The 15,463-nt window shown below is 68.9% G+C and carries 12 protein-coding genes and 1 riboswitch; of the genes, 2 read left to right on the plus strand and 10 right to left on the minus strand.

Going from position 1 to position 15,463, the window contains the following annotated elements; genetic code table 11:
* Position 1: 1 nt before the first annotated feature.
* From ACSMFO_RS26815 to ACSMFO_RS26850, 8 genes are all read right to left on the minus strand, one after another.
* Positions 2-589, minus strand: a complete 588-nt coding sequence (locus ACSMFO_RS26815; RefSeq protein WP_436460935.1) for a hypothetical protein — start codon at positions 587-589, stop codon at positions 2-4.
* Positions 590-608: 19 nt separating this feature from the next.
* A complete protein-coding gene (locus ACSMFO_RS26820; RefSeq protein WP_360121495.1) occupies positions 609-1,952 on the minus strand; it encodes an aminotransferase class V-fold PLP-dependent enzyme in 1,344 nt (447 codons plus the stop codon).
* A 32-nt stretch (positions 1,953-1,984) separates the two neighbouring features.
* A riboswitch (SAM riboswitch) is annotated at positions 1,985-2,099 on the minus strand.
* Between the two features lie 128 nt (positions 2,100-2,227).
* Positions 2,228-2,911, minus strand: a complete 684-nt coding sequence (locus ACSMFO_RS26825) for a M23 family metallopeptidase (RefSeq protein WP_436460936.1) — start codon at positions 2,909-2,911, stop codon at positions 2,228-2,230.
* A gap of 131 nt (positions 2,912-3,042) precedes the next feature.
* Entirely contained in the window at positions 3,043-4,521 is a 1,479-nt protein-coding gene (locus ACSMFO_RS26830) for a potassium/proton antiporter (protein ID WP_436460937.1), read from the minus strand.
* Between the two features lie 112 nt (positions 4,522-4,633).
* A complete protein-coding gene (locus ACSMFO_RS26835; protein ID WP_436460938.1) occupies positions 4,634-5,317 on the minus strand; it encodes an ArsR/SmtB family transcription factor in 684 nt (227 codons plus the stop codon).
* Between the two features lie 43 nt (positions 5,318-5,360).
* Entirely contained in the window at positions 5,361-6,962 is a 1,602-nt protein-coding gene (locus tag ACSMFO_RS26840) for a penicillin-binding transpeptidase domain-containing protein (protein WP_038510457.1), read from the minus strand.
* A gap of 214 nt (positions 6,963-7,176) precedes the next feature.
* Positions 7,177-10,344 (minus strand): isoleucine--tRNA ligase, encoded by a 3,168-nt coding sequence (gene ileS, locus ACSMFO_RS26845; RefSeq protein WP_436460939.1) that lies wholly within the window; start codon positions 10,342-10,344, stop codon positions 7,177-7,179.
* Between the two features lie 262 nt (positions 10,345-10,606).
* Positions 10,607-11,113 (minus strand): Imm21 family immunity protein, encoded by a 507-nt coding sequence (locus ACSMFO_RS26850; RefSeq protein WP_436460940.1) that lies wholly within the window; start codon positions 11,111-11,113, stop codon positions 10,607-10,609.
* A 142-nt stretch (positions 11,114-11,255) separates the two neighbouring features.
* Between ACSMFO_RS26850 and ACSMFO_RS26855 the strand changes: the two genes are divergently transcribed.
* Positions 11,256-11,507: a hypothetical protein gene (locus tag ACSMFO_RS26855; RefSeq protein WP_436460941.1), complete on the plus strand. Its 252-nt coding sequence runs from the start codon at positions 11,256-11,258 to the stop codon at positions 11,505-11,507.
* Between the two features lie 36 nt (positions 11,508-11,543).
* On the opposite strand, the gene ACSMFO_RS26860 is transcribed toward ACSMFO_RS26855, so the two are convergent.
* Positions 11,544-12,800: a DUF222 domain-containing protein gene (locus ACSMFO_RS26860; protein WP_436460942.1), complete on the minus strand. Its 1,257-nt coding sequence runs from the start codon at positions 12,798-12,800 to the stop codon at positions 11,544-11,546.
* A 261-nt stretch (positions 12,801-13,061) separates the two neighbouring features.
* Here ACSMFO_RS26860 and ACSMFO_RS26865 point away from each other — a divergent pair, with 261 nt between their 5' ends.
* Positions 13,062-14,870 carry an FUSC family protein gene (locus ACSMFO_RS26865; RefSeq protein WP_436460943.1) on the plus strand — a complete coding sequence of 603 codons (1,809 nt, stop codon included), beginning with the start codon at positions 13,062-13,064 and terminating at the stop codon, positions 14,868-14,870.
* Here the strand turns inward: ACSMFO_RS26865 and ACSMFO_RS26870 are convergent.
* Positions 14,867-15,427: a hypothetical protein gene (locus tag ACSMFO_RS26870; RefSeq protein ID WP_436460944.1), complete on the minus strand. Its 561-nt coding sequence runs from the start codon at positions 15,425-15,427 to the stop codon at positions 14,867-14,869. The two genes, ACSMFO_RS26865 and ACSMFO_RS26870, sit on opposite strands and share 4 nt — an antisense overlap.
* Positions 15,428-15,463: the final 36 nt, after the last annotated feature.

Below are 15,463 nucleotides of genomic sequence, written 5' to 3' on the forward strand. Positions count from 1 at the left end.
TTCAGGCCTCCTCGGCGGCCGCCTTCGGCCTGCTCAGCAGGGCCGCGAACGCCCCGGCGAGCGCGACCAGCGACGACAGCACCAGTGCGAGCTGTCCTTGCGGCGGCACGACCGCGCAGACCACGAACGCCGCCGCCACGACCAGCACCAGCACGCTGCGTTCCAGCCAGGCCAGCAGCACCAGGCCGACCGTCAGCAGGATCGCGCTCCGGGTGTCGCCGTCGAGATCGAATTCCCAGTAACCGACCAGGTCGGCCAGCACGATGGCGACCAGTCCGCCGAGCGCGATCGCGGCGACCTTCCACCACGGCATGGTCTTCGTCCGAAGGGCGTAGAACAGCACCGTACCGAGGTAGACCACGAACACCGCGAACAGCCAGTTGTCCATCCTGCCGATGGCGCCGGCCGAAACCGCGGTCAGGGGCGTCCCCGCGCTCTGGACGGAGCCGAACATGCCGCCGTCCCCGTAAGGCACGTAGGCGAACCACCCTTCGGACCGACGCGTGCCGACGGACAGGGCCACCACGGCCAGCTGGGCGAATCCCAGCAGCGCCAGCGGAAACCAGTAACGCGGTCGCTCGTTCCCCATGCGGGGTGAGGGTAGTGGGTCAGGCGCAGAACGGGGGCAGTTCGCGCGGATCGTTTTCCGGCACCCAGCGGCCTTCCGGCTTCTCGTACTGCCAGCGCGCGCCACGGGCGACGATCTGGCGCAACGCCAGGACGATCCGGTCCACGTGTTCGGTGGTGCTGCCCAGGCCGAGGCTCACGCGCACGGCCTGCTGGCCCGTCGAACCGGCGACGGCGATCAGCCGTTTGGTCGCCACGTGCGCGCAGAACGCGCCGTCCCGCACGCCGATGCCGTACTCCGCGGAAAGGACCGCGGCGAGCCAGCCAGGGTCGAAGCCGTCGACGACGAAGCTGAGCGTGCCGACGCGGTCGACCGGCGCGTCGAACAGCCGCAGTTCGGCGAAGCCGGGGATGGCGGCGAGGCCGCGACGCAGCCGCGCCAGCAGTTCCTCTTCGTGGGCGACGACGCCGTCCCAGTTCGCGGCCAGCGTCTCGCAGGCGACACCGAGCGCGTAGACGCCGACAGTGTTGGGGGATCCGGCTTCGTGCCGCTCAGGTCCGGAATTCCAGACCACGGAGTCACGGCTGACGAGCTTCGTCGCTCCGCCGCCGGCGAGGTACGGCTGGGCCGCGCGCAGCCAATCGGCGCGGCCGATCAGCGCGCCGGCACCGAAAGGTGCGTACAGCTTGTGGCCCGACAGCGCGACGTAGTCGACGTCCAGTTCGCGCACCGAGATCTTCCGGTGCGGCGCGAGCTGCGCCGCGTCGAGCGCGATCCGGGCGCCGTGCCGCCGCGCGACGGCCGCGATCTCCTTGACCGGCAACAGTTCCCCGGTCACGTTGGACGCGCCGGTGAGCACGACCAGCCGCGGCCCCTGCGGGCAGTCCGCGAGCGCTTCGTCCACAGCGGACACCGCGGCGAGCCGGGTGCGCGGCGTTTCGATCCGACGAACGTTCGGCCCCTTCCAGGGCAGCAGCGCGGCGTGGTGCTCGGTGTCGAACACGACGACCGATGTGTGCTTCGGCAGGCTGCGGGCGAGAAGGTTGAAGGAATCGGTGGTGTTGCGGGTGAACACGACGGTGTCGGTCGATCGAGCGTCGACGAAGTCCCGCAGGATTCCGCGGGTGCGCTCGTAGAGCTTGGTGGAGACCTGCGAGGCGAACCCGGCCCCGCGGTGCACGCTGGCGTACCAGGGCAGGAACTCGTCGACCGCGGCCCGGACCTTGTCCAGACAGGGGGCGCTCGCCGCGTGATCGAGGTTGGCGTAACCGATGTCGCCGCCGGTGACCAGCGGAACCCGCAGACCGGCACCCGCGACCGTCGGGATTTCTTGCGTGGCAACGGTTTCAGCAGGGGTGCCGGTGCGTTCTAGAGCGAGGGTCATCGTCATCCTCCGGGCCAGGGGACCCGACGAGGATCCCGCGCTTGCCCGTCGCACCACGCGACGAGCCAGGTCCTCACCCGGGGCACCCCACCGCGGTAGGAGGGTTGCCGGTCAGCTAGCCGGGGCTTGACGCTGACACTCGTGACCTACGGACGAAGTTAGCGGATGGGCGGGCGATCGAGCCAGCCCTCGTCCGCATCTTGAGACGCCGCTCACGTACTCCGCAAGTGGGAAGAGCCGTTGCCCGGCGCCGCGCCGCGCCGGGCAACGGCAGGTCAGACCCGGAAACGGCCGGGCAGTCCGATGGTCGCGCGGGAGGAGACCTCGGTCGCGGTACCCGAGTACTGATCGGTGCCCGCGGTGAACTGCCAGCCGCCGAAGGTCTTGCCGTCGACCGCCTCGCCGTAGGCCTCGGCGACCGTGGTCGAGACCTCGTCGTAGGACTTGCCGTTCCAGTTGCCCGCGCCGACCCCGAAGTCGCGCGAGTCGCCGCCCTGCGCGGCGGCCGTGGGCAGGGTCCACAAGGTGAAGTGCACGTGGGCGCCGGTGCTGCTGCCACCGCAGGGCAGCGCGTTGCCGGTCCGGCCGAGGGCGTCGCCGGGGACGACCTTCTGGCCGTCGGTGACCGAAATGTTCTCCATGTGGTAGTACCCGGTGCGCCAGCCGCCGTCGTGGTCGACGGTCACCCAGTCTCCGCCGGAGCAGTGCTGGATCCGGACGGTGCCCGCCAGCGGGGCGCGAACGGTCCTGTCGCCGGGGCTGAAGTCGATGGCGTTCTTCACGCCGGAGTTCCCGTTGTCCGAGTGGATCCCCGCCGAGTAGACCGATTGGCCCGTCTCGAAGGGCAGCCCGAACGCGGGAAAGGCACCGGCCGCCGTGGCCGTCGGGGCGGCGAGAACCACCCCGACGAGTGCCACCGAGGCCCCCAGACTGGCGAACCGCGCAGGAAGTTTCGTCACCTTGCGTACTCCTTACCCCGTGACGCTCACCCATTCGATGGAGTCGATTGCGGGGAAAGTAATCCAAAAGGAGTACAGAAGGGAAGAATTTTCTGAGATCAACCGACGAACAGGTGGTGCCGGTTCGTGACCTACTGGCCGGATTCGCCCTTCCACCTGGCCAGACGGCCCGCGCGGTCGACGGCCCGAAGTCGTCGTTCGGCCGCTTCACGGGCTTCGGAGGTGGTCACGACGAGTAACTGGTCGCGTTCCTGAAGCCGCGTGTTCTTGTTCGGTGTGAAGCCGGTGCCGTCGCGGACGAGGAGGCTGATCGTCGCCCCCACCGGCAGCCGCAGTTCGGCCAGGTAGACGCCGTGCATCTTCGACCCGGTGTTGATCCGGACCTGCAGGAGTTCCGCGCCCATCTCGTCGAGCGGCGCGGAGTCGACGTCGATCTCGTGCGCTTCGGCGTGCTGGGCCAGCCCGAGCGCTCGCGCGAGCGGGGTCAACGTCGCCCCTTGGAGCAGCGTCAGCACGATGACCAGCACGAACACCGCGTCGACCAGCTCCTGCGCGCCGGGCACCCCGGACGACAGCGGGATCAGCGCGAGCACGATCGGGACCGCGCCGCGCAACCCGGCCCACGACAGGAACACCTGTTCTCGCCAGGGGATCTTGAACGGCAGCGCCGACAGGAGCACCGACAACGGGCGCGCCAGCAGCAACACGACCGCGCCCGCGACCAGGCCCTGGACCAGGCTCTCGAAGATCCTGCTCGGCGAGGCGAACAGGCCGAGAAGCACGAACAGGCCGATCTGCGCGAGCCAGCCGAGCCCTTCGGCGAAGGAAAGCGTGTCCGACCGGTGCGGCAGCTTCGAATTCCCCAGCACCAGGGCCGCGACGTAAGTGGCGAGCAGGCCCGACGCGTGGGCGAGCTGCCCGCTCGAGTACGCCACGACGCACACCGCGACGGTGGCCAGCGGGTACAGACCGGTGGCGGGCAGCGCCGCCCGGCGCAGCGCGAACGCCCCGCCCCAGCCGAACGCCAGGCCGATCACCAACCCGGCGGCGAGTTCGTAGACCACCAGCAGCGGCAGCGACCAGTCGACGGTCGCGCCCTCGGCGAGGACGACGACCGCGATGTAGGCCGGGGCGTCGTTGATCCCGGACTCGATCTCCAGCGCGCCCACGAGCCGCTTCCCGATCCCCGCCGATCTCAGCACGGAGAAGACCGCGGCGGCGTCGGTCGACGCGAGGACCGCGCCCCACAGCAACGCCATCCGCCAGTCCAGGCCGAGCAACCAGTGCAAAGCCGCGCCGGTGACCGCGATGCTCACCGCGACGGCCACTGTGGACAGTGCGATTCCGATGCCCAGCGAGGGTTTCACGGTCGTCCAGCGGGTGGTGAGGCCACCTTCGGACAGGATCATCACCAGCGCGGCGAGGCCGAGCGACTGGGTGAGCTCGGGGTTGTCGTACTGGATGCCGAACCCGGCTTCGCCGAGCAGGACACCCATCCCCAGGTACAGCAGCAGCGAGGGGAGGCCGACGCGGATCGACACCCGGACGGCGATCACGGCGACGAGGAGCACCGCACCACCGGTGCCGAGGATGAGCGGGAGCTGCTCCATGTCGCCTCCCGTTCCGGTCGCCGTGAGGGCTCCAGAATAGTGAGGCGGTGATCGTCACACGTTCGTGTACCGGTCGAAAAGCGTCCGGATTACCTGTGTTACAGACTGTCCACTACGGACTGCGCAGGGCCACCAGGTCGACACCGAGTTCCGCGAACGGTTCTTCCGCCGCGGGAAGGACTTTCACCGCGCGGTTGCCCTCACGGGACAACCAGCCGGCGCTCACTCCGTGAGACAGTAACGCCGCGGCGGCCCGGCCCGCCAAATGATCACGGCGCACTGTCCAATCCAGACAGTCGCGCAACATCGGGCGGCGGCCGCCGTCGATCTCCACCCCCAGCGTGTCGAGTACCTCGCGCCCGCGCCCGGTCAGCGTCAACCCGCCGGCGTCGTCGATCAGCCCGGTGGTGAGCATCCCGTCCCGCAGCGCGACACCGACCGTCCCGGCGAGGTGGTCGTAGCAGGTCCTGGCGAACTCGAGCCGCTTCACCCGCACGGAAGACCGCAGCCCCTTCACCGGCCGGTGTTCGGCGTGCTGGGCCAAATGCTCGATCAGCTCGGCCACCCGGGGGTCGGCTATCCGGACGTAACTGTGCCTCCCCTGCTTGACCCGCACGACGAACCCGGCATCGGTCAGCTTCGTCACGTGCTCGCTCGCCGTCGACGCGGCCACCTCGGCCGCACCCGCCAGCTCGGTCACCGTCCAGGCGCGCCCGTCGAGCAGCGCGAGACACATCGACGCGCGGCTCGGATCGGCGAGCACGGCCGCGACCTCGGCCAGTGCGATCGTTTCCATGCCTTCACCGTAGAAGACGCACGGTTCGGCGGAGGCCGAAGCGTCAGCCCGCCAGGAACTTCGCCGCCAGCTGCACCGCGGGCTTGGAGTCGTTGGAACCTTCGAGCATGACGGCGAAGGCGACGTCACCGCGATAGCCGACGAACCAGCCGTTGGCGTCGGCGCCCGAGCCGAACTGCGCCGTACCCGTCTTGCCGAAGACGGCTCCGCTGCCCTTCAACGCTTTCGCGGTCCCCGTCGTGCAGACCTCGCGCATCATCGCGCGGACCTGGTTCAGCACCCCGGCAGGCGGAGCCTGGTACCCGGCGTTGACCTTGGTCTCCAGCCCCTGCCACAGCTTCGGCACGACCGGCTTTCCGGTCGCGACCGTCGCGGCCATGAGCGCCGCGCCCAGCGGGCTGACCTGCACCCTGCCCTGGCCGATCCCGGCCTCGACCTGCTCGTCACCGCTGCCCGACGGCTCCACCTTCCCGGCCTCCGTCGACAGGCCCGGGATTTCGAAGTCGGCGTTGAGGCCGAGCTGCGTCGCCGCCTTCGCGAGGCCGTCCGCGGGCAACTGCCCGGCGAGCCGTCCGAAGGTCGTGTTGCACGACGCGGCGAACGCCGTCTTCAACGAGACGGTCCCCAGGTCGAACCCGTTGTCGTTCTTGAGCGTGCGGGTGCCGATCTGCTCACTGCCCGGGCACGCCACCTGGGAGTCGGCGGAGACGCCACCCTGCTGCAGCGCCGCGGTCGCCGTGGCGATCTTGAAGGCCGAACCCGGCGAGTACAGGCCGTTGAGCGCCTTCGGCTGGTTCCCGGCGGCGCCGTTCTGCGCGACCGCCAGGAGTTCGCCCGAGGTCTTCATCGCGACGATGATCGCCGGTCCCCCGAAGCCGTCGACGGCCTTCTGAGCGGCGTTCTGGGACGCCACGCTCAAGGTCGAAACCAGCGGCTTGTCGGTCTCGGCGGCCTGCCCGAAGAGCGTCTCGACCGGTTTGCCGGAGACGTCGACGCGCGACACGGTGACGGTCGCTCCGGCGCCGCTGCTCTCCCCGGAGGCGACCTTGGACAACGCTCCCTGCAGGATCGGCGCGACCCCCGTCGCGTCACCGCCGACAAGCGCCTTGCCGTCGCGGTCGGCCACGACCGGCTTGGCCGAAACAGGAGCGACGGAAAGCCTCTGCCCGGCTTCGAGTTTCGGGTGGATCACCGACATCGCCCAGCGGACCACCCATTTCCCGGCGTTGCGCACCAGTTCGAGCTTGCCCTCGTACTTCCAGACGCTGGTGCCCGCGAACGTCCACGCGACGTGGAACGTGGCCGACGTCGTGGTCGCGTTGCCCGGCGTCGTCGGGACCTCGCCGAGCGACGTCCTGACCGACGCCCCGTTGAGCGCCGCGCGCGTCCCGGACAGGGCCGTCGTGGCCGCCGCCGGGTCGTCGACCGGGGCGGTGTTCAGGTCGCCCATGTCGAACAACCGCAGGAACCGGCCGGCGACCTGCGCCGGGCTTTCCTGCGCGCTCTCGGTGGAATCCCCCTGACCACCGCCGGAGGCCGCGGGCGCCCGGTCCTCCCTGACCAGCAGCACCACCGCGGCCACCACGATGGCGACCACCGCCAGCGCGGCGCCGATCAGGATCCCTCTTTTCCGGGCAGGACTCATGGATTCGCTCTCCCCCCATACGGCGCGCACCCTCGCGCGCCCCCGGGCGCCAGCCTGCCGATTTCCCCCGCGCAAGGCGGGGCGACGGCGAGAAAGCGACGGTTCCGATTCCGTTTCGTGATCCCGGTGATCGAGACCCCGCCCCGGAATGCAATGAAAGGTCCTTTCCTCGCAAATTTTGCAAGGAAAGGACCTTTCATAGCGCTCGCGAGGGTCAGGCCTTGGTGACCGCCACGGTCACCTTCGTGCCCTCACCGACCGTCCCGGCCGAGCCGTCGGCGACGGCGACGGCGCCGTACGCCACCGAAGTCGCCAGCGTCTCCGAAGCGATGAACTCCTCGTGCGTCTTCGCGGCCGTGACCACGTCCTCCGGCGCGTCCACCGTCAGCGCGATGCGGTCGGCGACGTCGAGCCCGGCGTCACGGCGGGCCTGCTGCACGACCCGCACCAGGTCGCGGGCCAGGCCCTCGGCCGCCAGCTCGTCGGTCACCTCGGTGTCGAGCAGCACCAGTCCGGCCCCGCCCGGCAGTTCCGCGGCCGCGCCGCCGCCCTTGGCGACCAGACGCCGGTCGTACTCGCCTTCGACGAGCTCGATCCCGGCCGCCACGACGGCGCCGCTCTCGGACGTCGTCCACTCACCGGCCTTGACGGCCTTGATCACCGTCTGGACGTCCTTGCCCAGCCGCGGTCCGGCGGCACGGGCGTTCACCGCGACCTCGAAACCGCCGTGCGCGGCGACGTCCGTGGTCAGCTCGACGGATTTGACGTTGACCTCGTCGCGCAGGATGTCGGTGAAGTCGCGCAGCGAGTCCGCCTCGTGCGCGGCGACGACCAGCTTGGCCAGCGGCAGCCGCACGCGCAGCTTGTTCGACTTCCGCAGCGACAGCGCCGAAGACGCCACCTGGCGCACCCGGTCCATCGCCGTCACCAGCGCCGCGTCGGCGGGCAGGTCGAGCGCGTTCGGCCAGTCGGCCAGATGCACCGAACGGCCGCCGGTCAGCCCGCGCCAGACGACCTCCGTGGTCAGCGGCAGCAGCGGCGCCACCACCCGCGACGTCACTTCCAGCACGGTGTGCAGGGTGTCGATCGCGTCCTGCTCGCCCGCCCAGAACCGGTCGCGCGACCGGCGCACGTACCAGTTCGTCAGCACCTCGAGGAAGTCGCGGACGGTCGAGCAGGCACCGGCGACGTCGTAGGTGTCGAGCGCGTGCTCGACGTCGGTCACCAGTTCGTGCGTCTTCGCCAGCACATACCGGTCGAGGATGTGCTTCGAATCCGTGCGCCACTTGCCTTCCACGCCCTCGGCGTTCGCGTAGAGCGCGAGGAAGTAGTACGAGTTCCACAACGGCAGCACGGCCTGGCGGACGGCGTCGCGGATGCCCTTGTCGGTGACGACCAGGTTCCCGCCGCGCAGGATCGGGCTCGCCATCAGGTACCAGCGCATCGCGTCGGAGCCGTCGCGGTCGAAGACCTCGTTGACGTCCGGGTAGTTGCGCAGCGACTTGGACATCTTCTGGCCGTCCGAGCCGAGCACGATCCCGTGCGAGATGCAGGTGCGGAACGCCGGCCGGTCGAACAACGCGGTCGCCAGCACGTGCAGCAGGTAGAACCAGCCGCGCGTCTGCCCGATGTACTCGACGATGAAGTCGCCCGGGTAGTGGTGCTCGAACCACTCGGTGTTCTCGAACGGGTAGTGCACCTGCGCGTACGGCATCGAACCCGAGTCGAACCAGACGTCGAACACGTCCTCGATCCGGCGCATGGTGGACTTCCCGGTCGGGTCGTCCGGGTTGGGCCGGGTCAGCTCGTCGATGAACGGCCGGTGCAGGTTTTCCAGGCGCACGCCGAAGTCGCGCTCGAGTTCGTCGAGGGAGCCGTAGACGTCCGTGCGCGGGTACGCCGGGTCGTCCGACTGCCACACCGGGATCGGCGTGCCGAAGTACCGGTTGCGGGAGACCGACCAGTCGCGGGCGTTCTCCAGCCACTTGCCGAACTGGCCGTCCTTGACGTTCTCCGGGTACCAGGTGATCTGCTGGTTCAGCTCGACCATCCGGTCCTTGAACTCGGTCACCGCGACGAACCACGACGAGACGGCACGGTAGATCAGCGGGTTCCGGCAGCGCCAGCAGTGCGGGTACGGGTGCTCGTAGGTCTCGTGGCGCAGCAGCACCGCGCCCTGACGGCCGGCGGAACCGGTGCCGTTCTTGAGGTCCTTGATGATGTTCGGGTTGGCGTCGAACACCTGCTGGCCCGCGTAGTCCGAGACGGTCGCGTCGAACTTGCCCTGCGCGTCCACCGGCGTGACCGGGACGATGCCCGCCGCGTCGGTGACGACCTTGTCCTCTTCACCGTAGGCGGGCGCGATGTGGACGACACCGGTGCCGTCCTCGGTGGTGACGTAGTCCGCGGAGAGCACGCGGTGCGCGTTCTCGTGCCCGGCGAAGTACGGGAACGGTGGGGCGTAACGGGTTCCGAGCAGCTCGGTGCCGGTGTAGTGCCCGACGACGGCCGGCTCTTCGCCGAGCTCGCGGGCGTACGAGGCGACGCGCGCTTCGGCGAGCAGGAACCGCTTGCCTTCGCTTTCCACCACGACGTAACGCACGTCCGGGTGCACGGCGGTCGCGAGGTTGGACGGCAGCGTCCACGGGGTCGTTGTCCAGATCAGCAGGTAGGTGCCGTCGAGCTCGTTGTCGTTGCCCTCCAAGCGGAAACCGACCGTGACGGCCGGGTCCTGGCGGCTGGCGTAGACGTCGTCGTCCATCCGCAGCTCGTGGTTGGACAGCGGGGTCTCGTCGCGCCAGCAGTAGGGCAGGACGCGGTAGCCCTCGTAGACCAGGCCCTTGTCCCACAGCTGTTTGAACGCCCAGATGACCGACTCCATGTAGGACAGGTCGAGCGTCTTGTAGTCGTTGTCGAAGTCGACCCAGCGGGCCTGGCGGGTGACGTAGTCCTGCCATTCGCCGGTGTAGCGCAGCACGGACTCGCGGCACGCCTCGTTGAAGACGTCGATGCCCATCGCGTCGATCTCGGACTTCTCGGTGATCCCGAGCTGGCGCATGGCCTCGAGTTCGGCGGGCAGGCCGTGGGTGTCCCATCCGAAGCGGCGCTCGACGCGCTTGCCCTTCATGGTCTGGTAACGCGGCACCAGGTCCTTCACGTACCCGGTGAGCAGGTGACCGTAGTGCGGGAGACCGTTGGCGAACGGCGGACCGTCGTAGAAGACGTACTCGTTCGAACCGTTGACGCCGGGGTCGCGGGCGTCGATCGACGCCTGGAAGGTCCGATCGGCTTCCCAGTACGCGAGGACGCGCTTTTCCGACTCGGGGAACGAAGGCTGGGACGGGACGCCGGTCTCGCCGTCCAGCTGTGCCTTGGGATACAACTTCGGTGCTCCTCGCGGTTCGTCTCTCGTACGGGCTTTCACCCACACGGGGACGAGACGGCCGTTTCCGGCGCGTTCCGCGGTACCACCCCGCTTGCCCGGCCGGTTGGTGTTCCGGCTGGGCCGCTCATTCGACGGCTGTGACGGGCCGTACCCGTCCGGTTCTACTGAGGGTGTGGGCCCTGTTCTTCCGGAGGCTCCCCGGTGATGGCCGGATCGGTGCCAGTTGATTCAAGGGTAGCGCGCGGGGGCAACCGGGTTGTCACCCGGTCATCTGCACCAGGCCGACACCTCGGGCGTGGACGGCCCTGATCGCGAAACTCCCCCTTTCGATATCGACGTACTCCTGCTGCGGCTTCCCGCCGGCGGGATATTCGCTGCCCAGTTCCGCGCCTGCCGTCACCGAGTCCATGAGGATCGCGGGCCCGTCGGTCTCCCAGCTGCCGCAGTCCTCCCACAGCGTGACGGGATCGGCGAGGATCCGCTCGGCCTCGGTGCGCAACTCGTCGTCGGAGTCGGCGGCGAGCCAGCGAAGGAACGCGCGGTGCTCCGGGAGGTAACAGGTGGCGGCGGGTTCGTCGCCGAGGACCAGGCCCGTCGCCCCGCCGATGGGGAGCGTGCCCGCGAGCGCGTTCACCGCACAGGCGCGGTCGTAGTCGTCCTCACCTCCTTCAAGGCTTCCCTTCCAGTGCGCCAAGACGGAAACGGGTACGACGATGAGCGGGCCGCCGAGGGATTCGACCCAGGATTGAGGCCGCGTGATGGTCACGGCGGCAGTGTGCCGTGAGTGACCGACAGTTTCGGCGATAATGCGGCCATGGGCCGCACTTCGCCGATCCCGAAGGCCCTTGCCTGCAGCCGTATTGGCTTCAGGCTTGACTGGACGGCGGCCGGGGAAACGGGATCTATCGTTGGCGATCCTTTCCCGAGTTGCCTGCCGGTTCGGTCGAGCACGTATCCGTTTCCTCGAAGAGCGTCTCTTGGCCGAAGTGCACGTCCGGATCGGAACACGGTCGCTTGCACTGGTCGCGGGCGAGCTGGAGGAGACGCCCGCGGGTGGATTGCTGTTCCAACGGCTCGACGAACCCGCCCTCGTTGTCACTGATTCTGTAGCTGTCGCGCGTGCTGCCTGGAACATGGCGCGACAGATCCGCCGCTTCTGAAAGCGGGAGCGTGTAGGTCGTTATACAGCGTTCGGCCTATGCCCTGAGGTGCATGGTGTTCCTCCTTGGCGTTCCGGTCGAGTCGAGGTAAGCGGGCGGGGTGAACTCCGGCAGGCCGTCCTGGGCGATCTGGACTTTCCATTCGCTGCGGTGGATCAGCCGGTGATGCCGGGTACACAGCAGCACGAGGTTGTCGATCTTCGTTTCGCCGTGGTGTCGCCAGAAAACGATGTGGTGGGCGGTGCCCCGGGACACCGGCATGTCGCAGCCAGGGAAGGCGCAGCCTCCGTCGCGGAGGGTCAACGCGTACTTCTGCGCCAATGACACGGTGCGTTTGGAGCGGCCGATGTCCAGTGGTTCGCCTGCGGTACCGAGAACGCCGGGCCGCACGCGGGCGTCGCAGGCGAGGATTCGGGCGTCGGTCGCACTGATCGGCCCGACCAGATCCAGGTGGGCTTCGCCGAGGTCGTTGATCAGGTCCTCGTAGGACATGGTGACCAAAAACTGGGTCGCCTCGCCGGCTTGGCCGGGAAGGTTGCGACTGGTGGTTTTCAACCGCACGTAGTCGGTGAAGGCGTCTCCGTAGCGTTCGTCCTGGGTGCGGGAGTCCCGGATTCCGTCGATGGCTTTGTGAGGTTTGGCCATCGGATCCAGGTCGGACTTCAACCGAGCATAGGTTTCCAGATCAAGCCGGGCCTTGAGGCCGAGTGAGCCGTCGCGGTGTTTGACGAACCGCCGCTCCGGGCGGGTGTCTTTCGGATCCTCGTTGCGGGGCTCTTTTCCGTCGGGGTCGAGTTCGTCCAGCAGGCGACGTCCGGCACGGGCGATCTGCCGAGGGCCCGCCCGACGAGCCAGCTCGACGAGGATTTTCTCTCCCGCTCGCACGTCTTCGTCGGGAACCGAAGAAGGGATACGGGCCAGGGTCCGGATGATGGCGTCGATCTGACTGCCCCCGATCGCACCCTCCGCAGCAGCCTCGGCCGTCAGCGGAGCCAAAGGTGGTTCGGGGCCCCCGCCGATAGCGGGGCCGGGATGCAGGGCCAGGACCCGGTCGGCGCGGGCGGCGGCTTCCTTGTCCGACACCAGGAAGTCCTCGAGTATCAGCCCCATCAGCGTCGAATGACCCGAACATCCCCGCACCCCGCGGGAATTGATTTCCGCGAGGATCGCATTCTGCTCCGCATCTGCCCGGCGCTTGAGGACTTCGAGTTCTTGTTTGCGGGCATGCAGCGTCGCGGTATCGACGCGCCACCACTCGATGGGCGTCTCTGGAGGTGCATCGTTGCTGGCCACGACCTCAAAGCTACGCCGAACCGAACACTTGCGCTAGCCCGAACAGACCAACAAGAAGAATTGCCGAAAAATGGCAACAGCGAAGGGAGTCTTAAAGCGGCGAAGCATCTTTAAGGGCACGAAGGCGCCTTAAGCACTAGATAGCCTTAAGGCACGAATTGCACTCACGAGCGCGACCAACGCCAACCCACCACGCAAGGCCCCGAGTTGCCGTCCCCGCCACCGCCTCTAGGTTGACGGTATGCCGATCTGCGTGGCCCGATGAAAGGGCCCGGACTCCTCGTCGTCCTGCTGGTCGTCCTCGGTGGCGTCAGCGGGCTCGGGTTCCTCTTGGGACTGGGCAACGCGGCCGTCCTGGCCGCCCTCACCGCGCTCTTCTGCCTCATCGCGGCGGTCGGCGGGCCGCTCTGGGCGGATCTGCGGTTGCTGGCGTGGTTCGCGCCCGCGCTGATCCTCGCGGTCGGAGTGCCGCGGTTGCTGGGCGCGGTGTCGCAGTGGGCGGCGATCGGGCTGCTGGTGGCGATCGTGGTCGTCGCCGGTCTGGTGCCCGTGCTCGGGCCGCGGTTCGTGACGGTCGGGCTGGGGCTCGGGATGGCGTCGCTGTTCGGGTACGGCTTCCAGTTGACGGGCACGGCGTCGGCCGGGCAGATCCTGGGCGCGCCCGCGGTCGCGGTGGGGGTCGTGATCCTGTTGCGAGTGCTGATGGGTGCGAAGGATCCCGCCAAGCCGACCCGTGACGCGCTGGCCGACGCGCTCTCGACGGGTACTTCCGAAACCCAGGTGCGGGCGGCGAGGCTTTGGCTCGCGGATCGGCCCCGTCGCTGGACCGGCGGGGTCCTCGGCGGCCTGTTCCGGTATCGCGCGGCCACGGGGTTGCTGGAGATCCGCCGGAAACGTCTGGACAGCAAGGAGATCGGCGAAACGCTCGACGCCGCCACGGCAGAAGCCGCCAGGCTGGCCGAAGCCGTCCGAAGCCCCGCCGCGCCGAACGACGTCGAACCGGTGCGGCGCAACGAACCCGGCGGTCTGCCCGGCGCCACGGCGAGGCTCGTCACCGCGCTTTGGGAGGCACTCGAAACCATCCGGGCCGCGGCGACCGAACGTGACGAGTCGCGTGTGGACGTTCCGAAGGGACTCCGCAAGGAACTGCGCCGGATCGAGCTGGGCGGCGCGTTTTCCTGGCAGTCGGCGCAGTTCCGGCACGCGCTCCGTTGCGGGCTCGGCGTCGGTTTGGCCTTGGTGGTCGCGAGTTTCCGGCCCGGCGACCCGCTCACCGTGTCGTTCCTGCTCGGCACCTTCGCCATCCTGCAACCGGAATGGCGGGACAGCCTCGGCAAGGCCTGGCAGCGGATCGGCGGTTCACTCGGCGGCGCCGTCGTCCTGAGTCTTGTTCTTTGGCTTCTGCCGCAAGGATTCCTGCTGCCGATCGGGCTCGTCGCACTCCTCGGCGGGTTCTCGTTCATGCAGACGCGCCCGGCGGTGTTCAACGGCTGCATGGTCCTGATGTCGGTCGGCATGAACGCGACCACCAGACATCTCGACCCGCGCTACGTCCTCGTCGAGTACCTGCTTCTGATGATCCTCGCCGGCGTCATCGCGTTGCTGTTCGGCTTCGCCGCGATCCCCGGGGTGCCGAAACCCGGTCCGGCGGAACGGTTCGAGAACGCCGTCGGCGCCACCCGGGAGCTACTCGGTTCGGTGGCCCGGAAACTACGCGGCGAGGACGTCGATCCGCGGACGCTCGGCCGCGAGTTCCGCGCCGCCACCATCGCCCATCACGGTCTGCTCGCGGCGGAGCCGGGCACGAAGGAACCCGCGCCCGGTCAACGGGACGCACTGGAGAAGGCCGCCGAAGCCTTGCGCGGCCTGTCCGTCACGGCGTCGTCGCTCTTGCTGCGGCCCGGATCGGCCGAAGCGGCGGACGCCGTGGACGAGGCCGCGCGCACGCTCGGCACCGAAGAAGCCGCGGAGATCCCTGTGCCCCGGGACGCGGACGAGGAACAGCGCCTGGTGCTCGACACGATCGCCGCCGACGTCGTGGTGGTCGGCGAAGCGGCGCAGAAGCTCTAGGCCTTCTCGCGGTGCTTTCCGGCGATCTCGGCGTCGGGGGTGCACAGCGCGCACGGGGTGAACCCGAGCTGCCGCGCCTCGCCGATGCCGAGCGGGATGGTGTCCCGGGTTTCGAGCCATTCGCACGAAGTCACGTGATAGCGCGGGTACTCGTCGACGACGACGACCTCGATCTCGAGTTCGGAGACGATCGCCACATCCGCGGGGTCGCTCTTCTCCTCGCCGGGGTCGCCGTTTTGCTGAGGCTCAGGGGTGTCCTCCGCGTCGCCGAGTTCACCCGCGGCGGGCATCAGGACGGTCTGCTCGACGTCCTCGGGTTTCTTTTCCTCACCCTCGGCGGCCTCGTCCTCTTCGGCCGGGGCTTCCGCCGCCGCTTCTTCAGCGGGGGCCTCGGCCGCGCGCTTCTTCCGGCGGCGCAGCAGGTCGAAGAGGAGCAGCAACCCCGCGACGACGGAGAGACCGATGGAGATCCAAGCCCACAGGGAGTTCGCGGTGATGAGCGCCGCGACGAGCAGCCCCAGAGCCGCCAGTACCAGTACCAGGACGATGAAGAGCACGGTGAATTACAACACGAGCGCACAGGGAAACGGCCC

The organism is Amycolatopsis sp. w19 (assembly GCF_051373225.1).
Classification (GTDB): domain Bacteria; phylum Actinomycetota; class Actinomycetes; order Mycobacteriales; family Pseudonocardiaceae; genus Amycolatopsis; species Amycolatopsis japonica.

What these genes read in the sequence shown, in the direction of transcription:
- ACSMFO_RS26865 (WP_436460943.1), top strand. Translation starts at nt 13,062, where the DNA reads ATGAAAGGGCCCGGACTCCTCGTCGTCCTGCTGGTCGTCCTCGGTGGC.
- ACSMFO_RS26830 (WP_436460937.1), bottom strand. Translation starts at nt 4,521, where the DNA reads ATGGAGCAGCTCCCGCTCATCCTCGGCACCGGTGGTGCGGTGCTCCTC.
- ACSMFO_RS26820 (WP_360121495.1), bottom strand. Translation starts at nt 1,952, where the DNA reads ATGACCCTCGCTCTAGAACGCACCGGCACCCCTGCTGAAACCGTTGCC.
- ACSMFO_RS26835 (WP_436460938.1), bottom strand. Translation starts at nt 5,317, where the DNA reads ATGGAAACGATCGCACTGGCCGAGGTCGCGGCCGTGCTCGCCGATCCG.
- ACSMFO_RS26840 (WP_038510457.1), bottom strand. Translation starts at nt 6,962, where the DNA reads ATGAGTCCTGCCCGGAAAAGAGGGATCCTGATCGGCGCCGCGCTGGCG.
- ACSMFO_RS26815 (WP_436460935.1), bottom strand. Translation starts at nt 589, where the DNA reads ATGGGGAACGAGCGACCGCGTTACTGGTTTCCGCTGGCGCTGCTGGGA.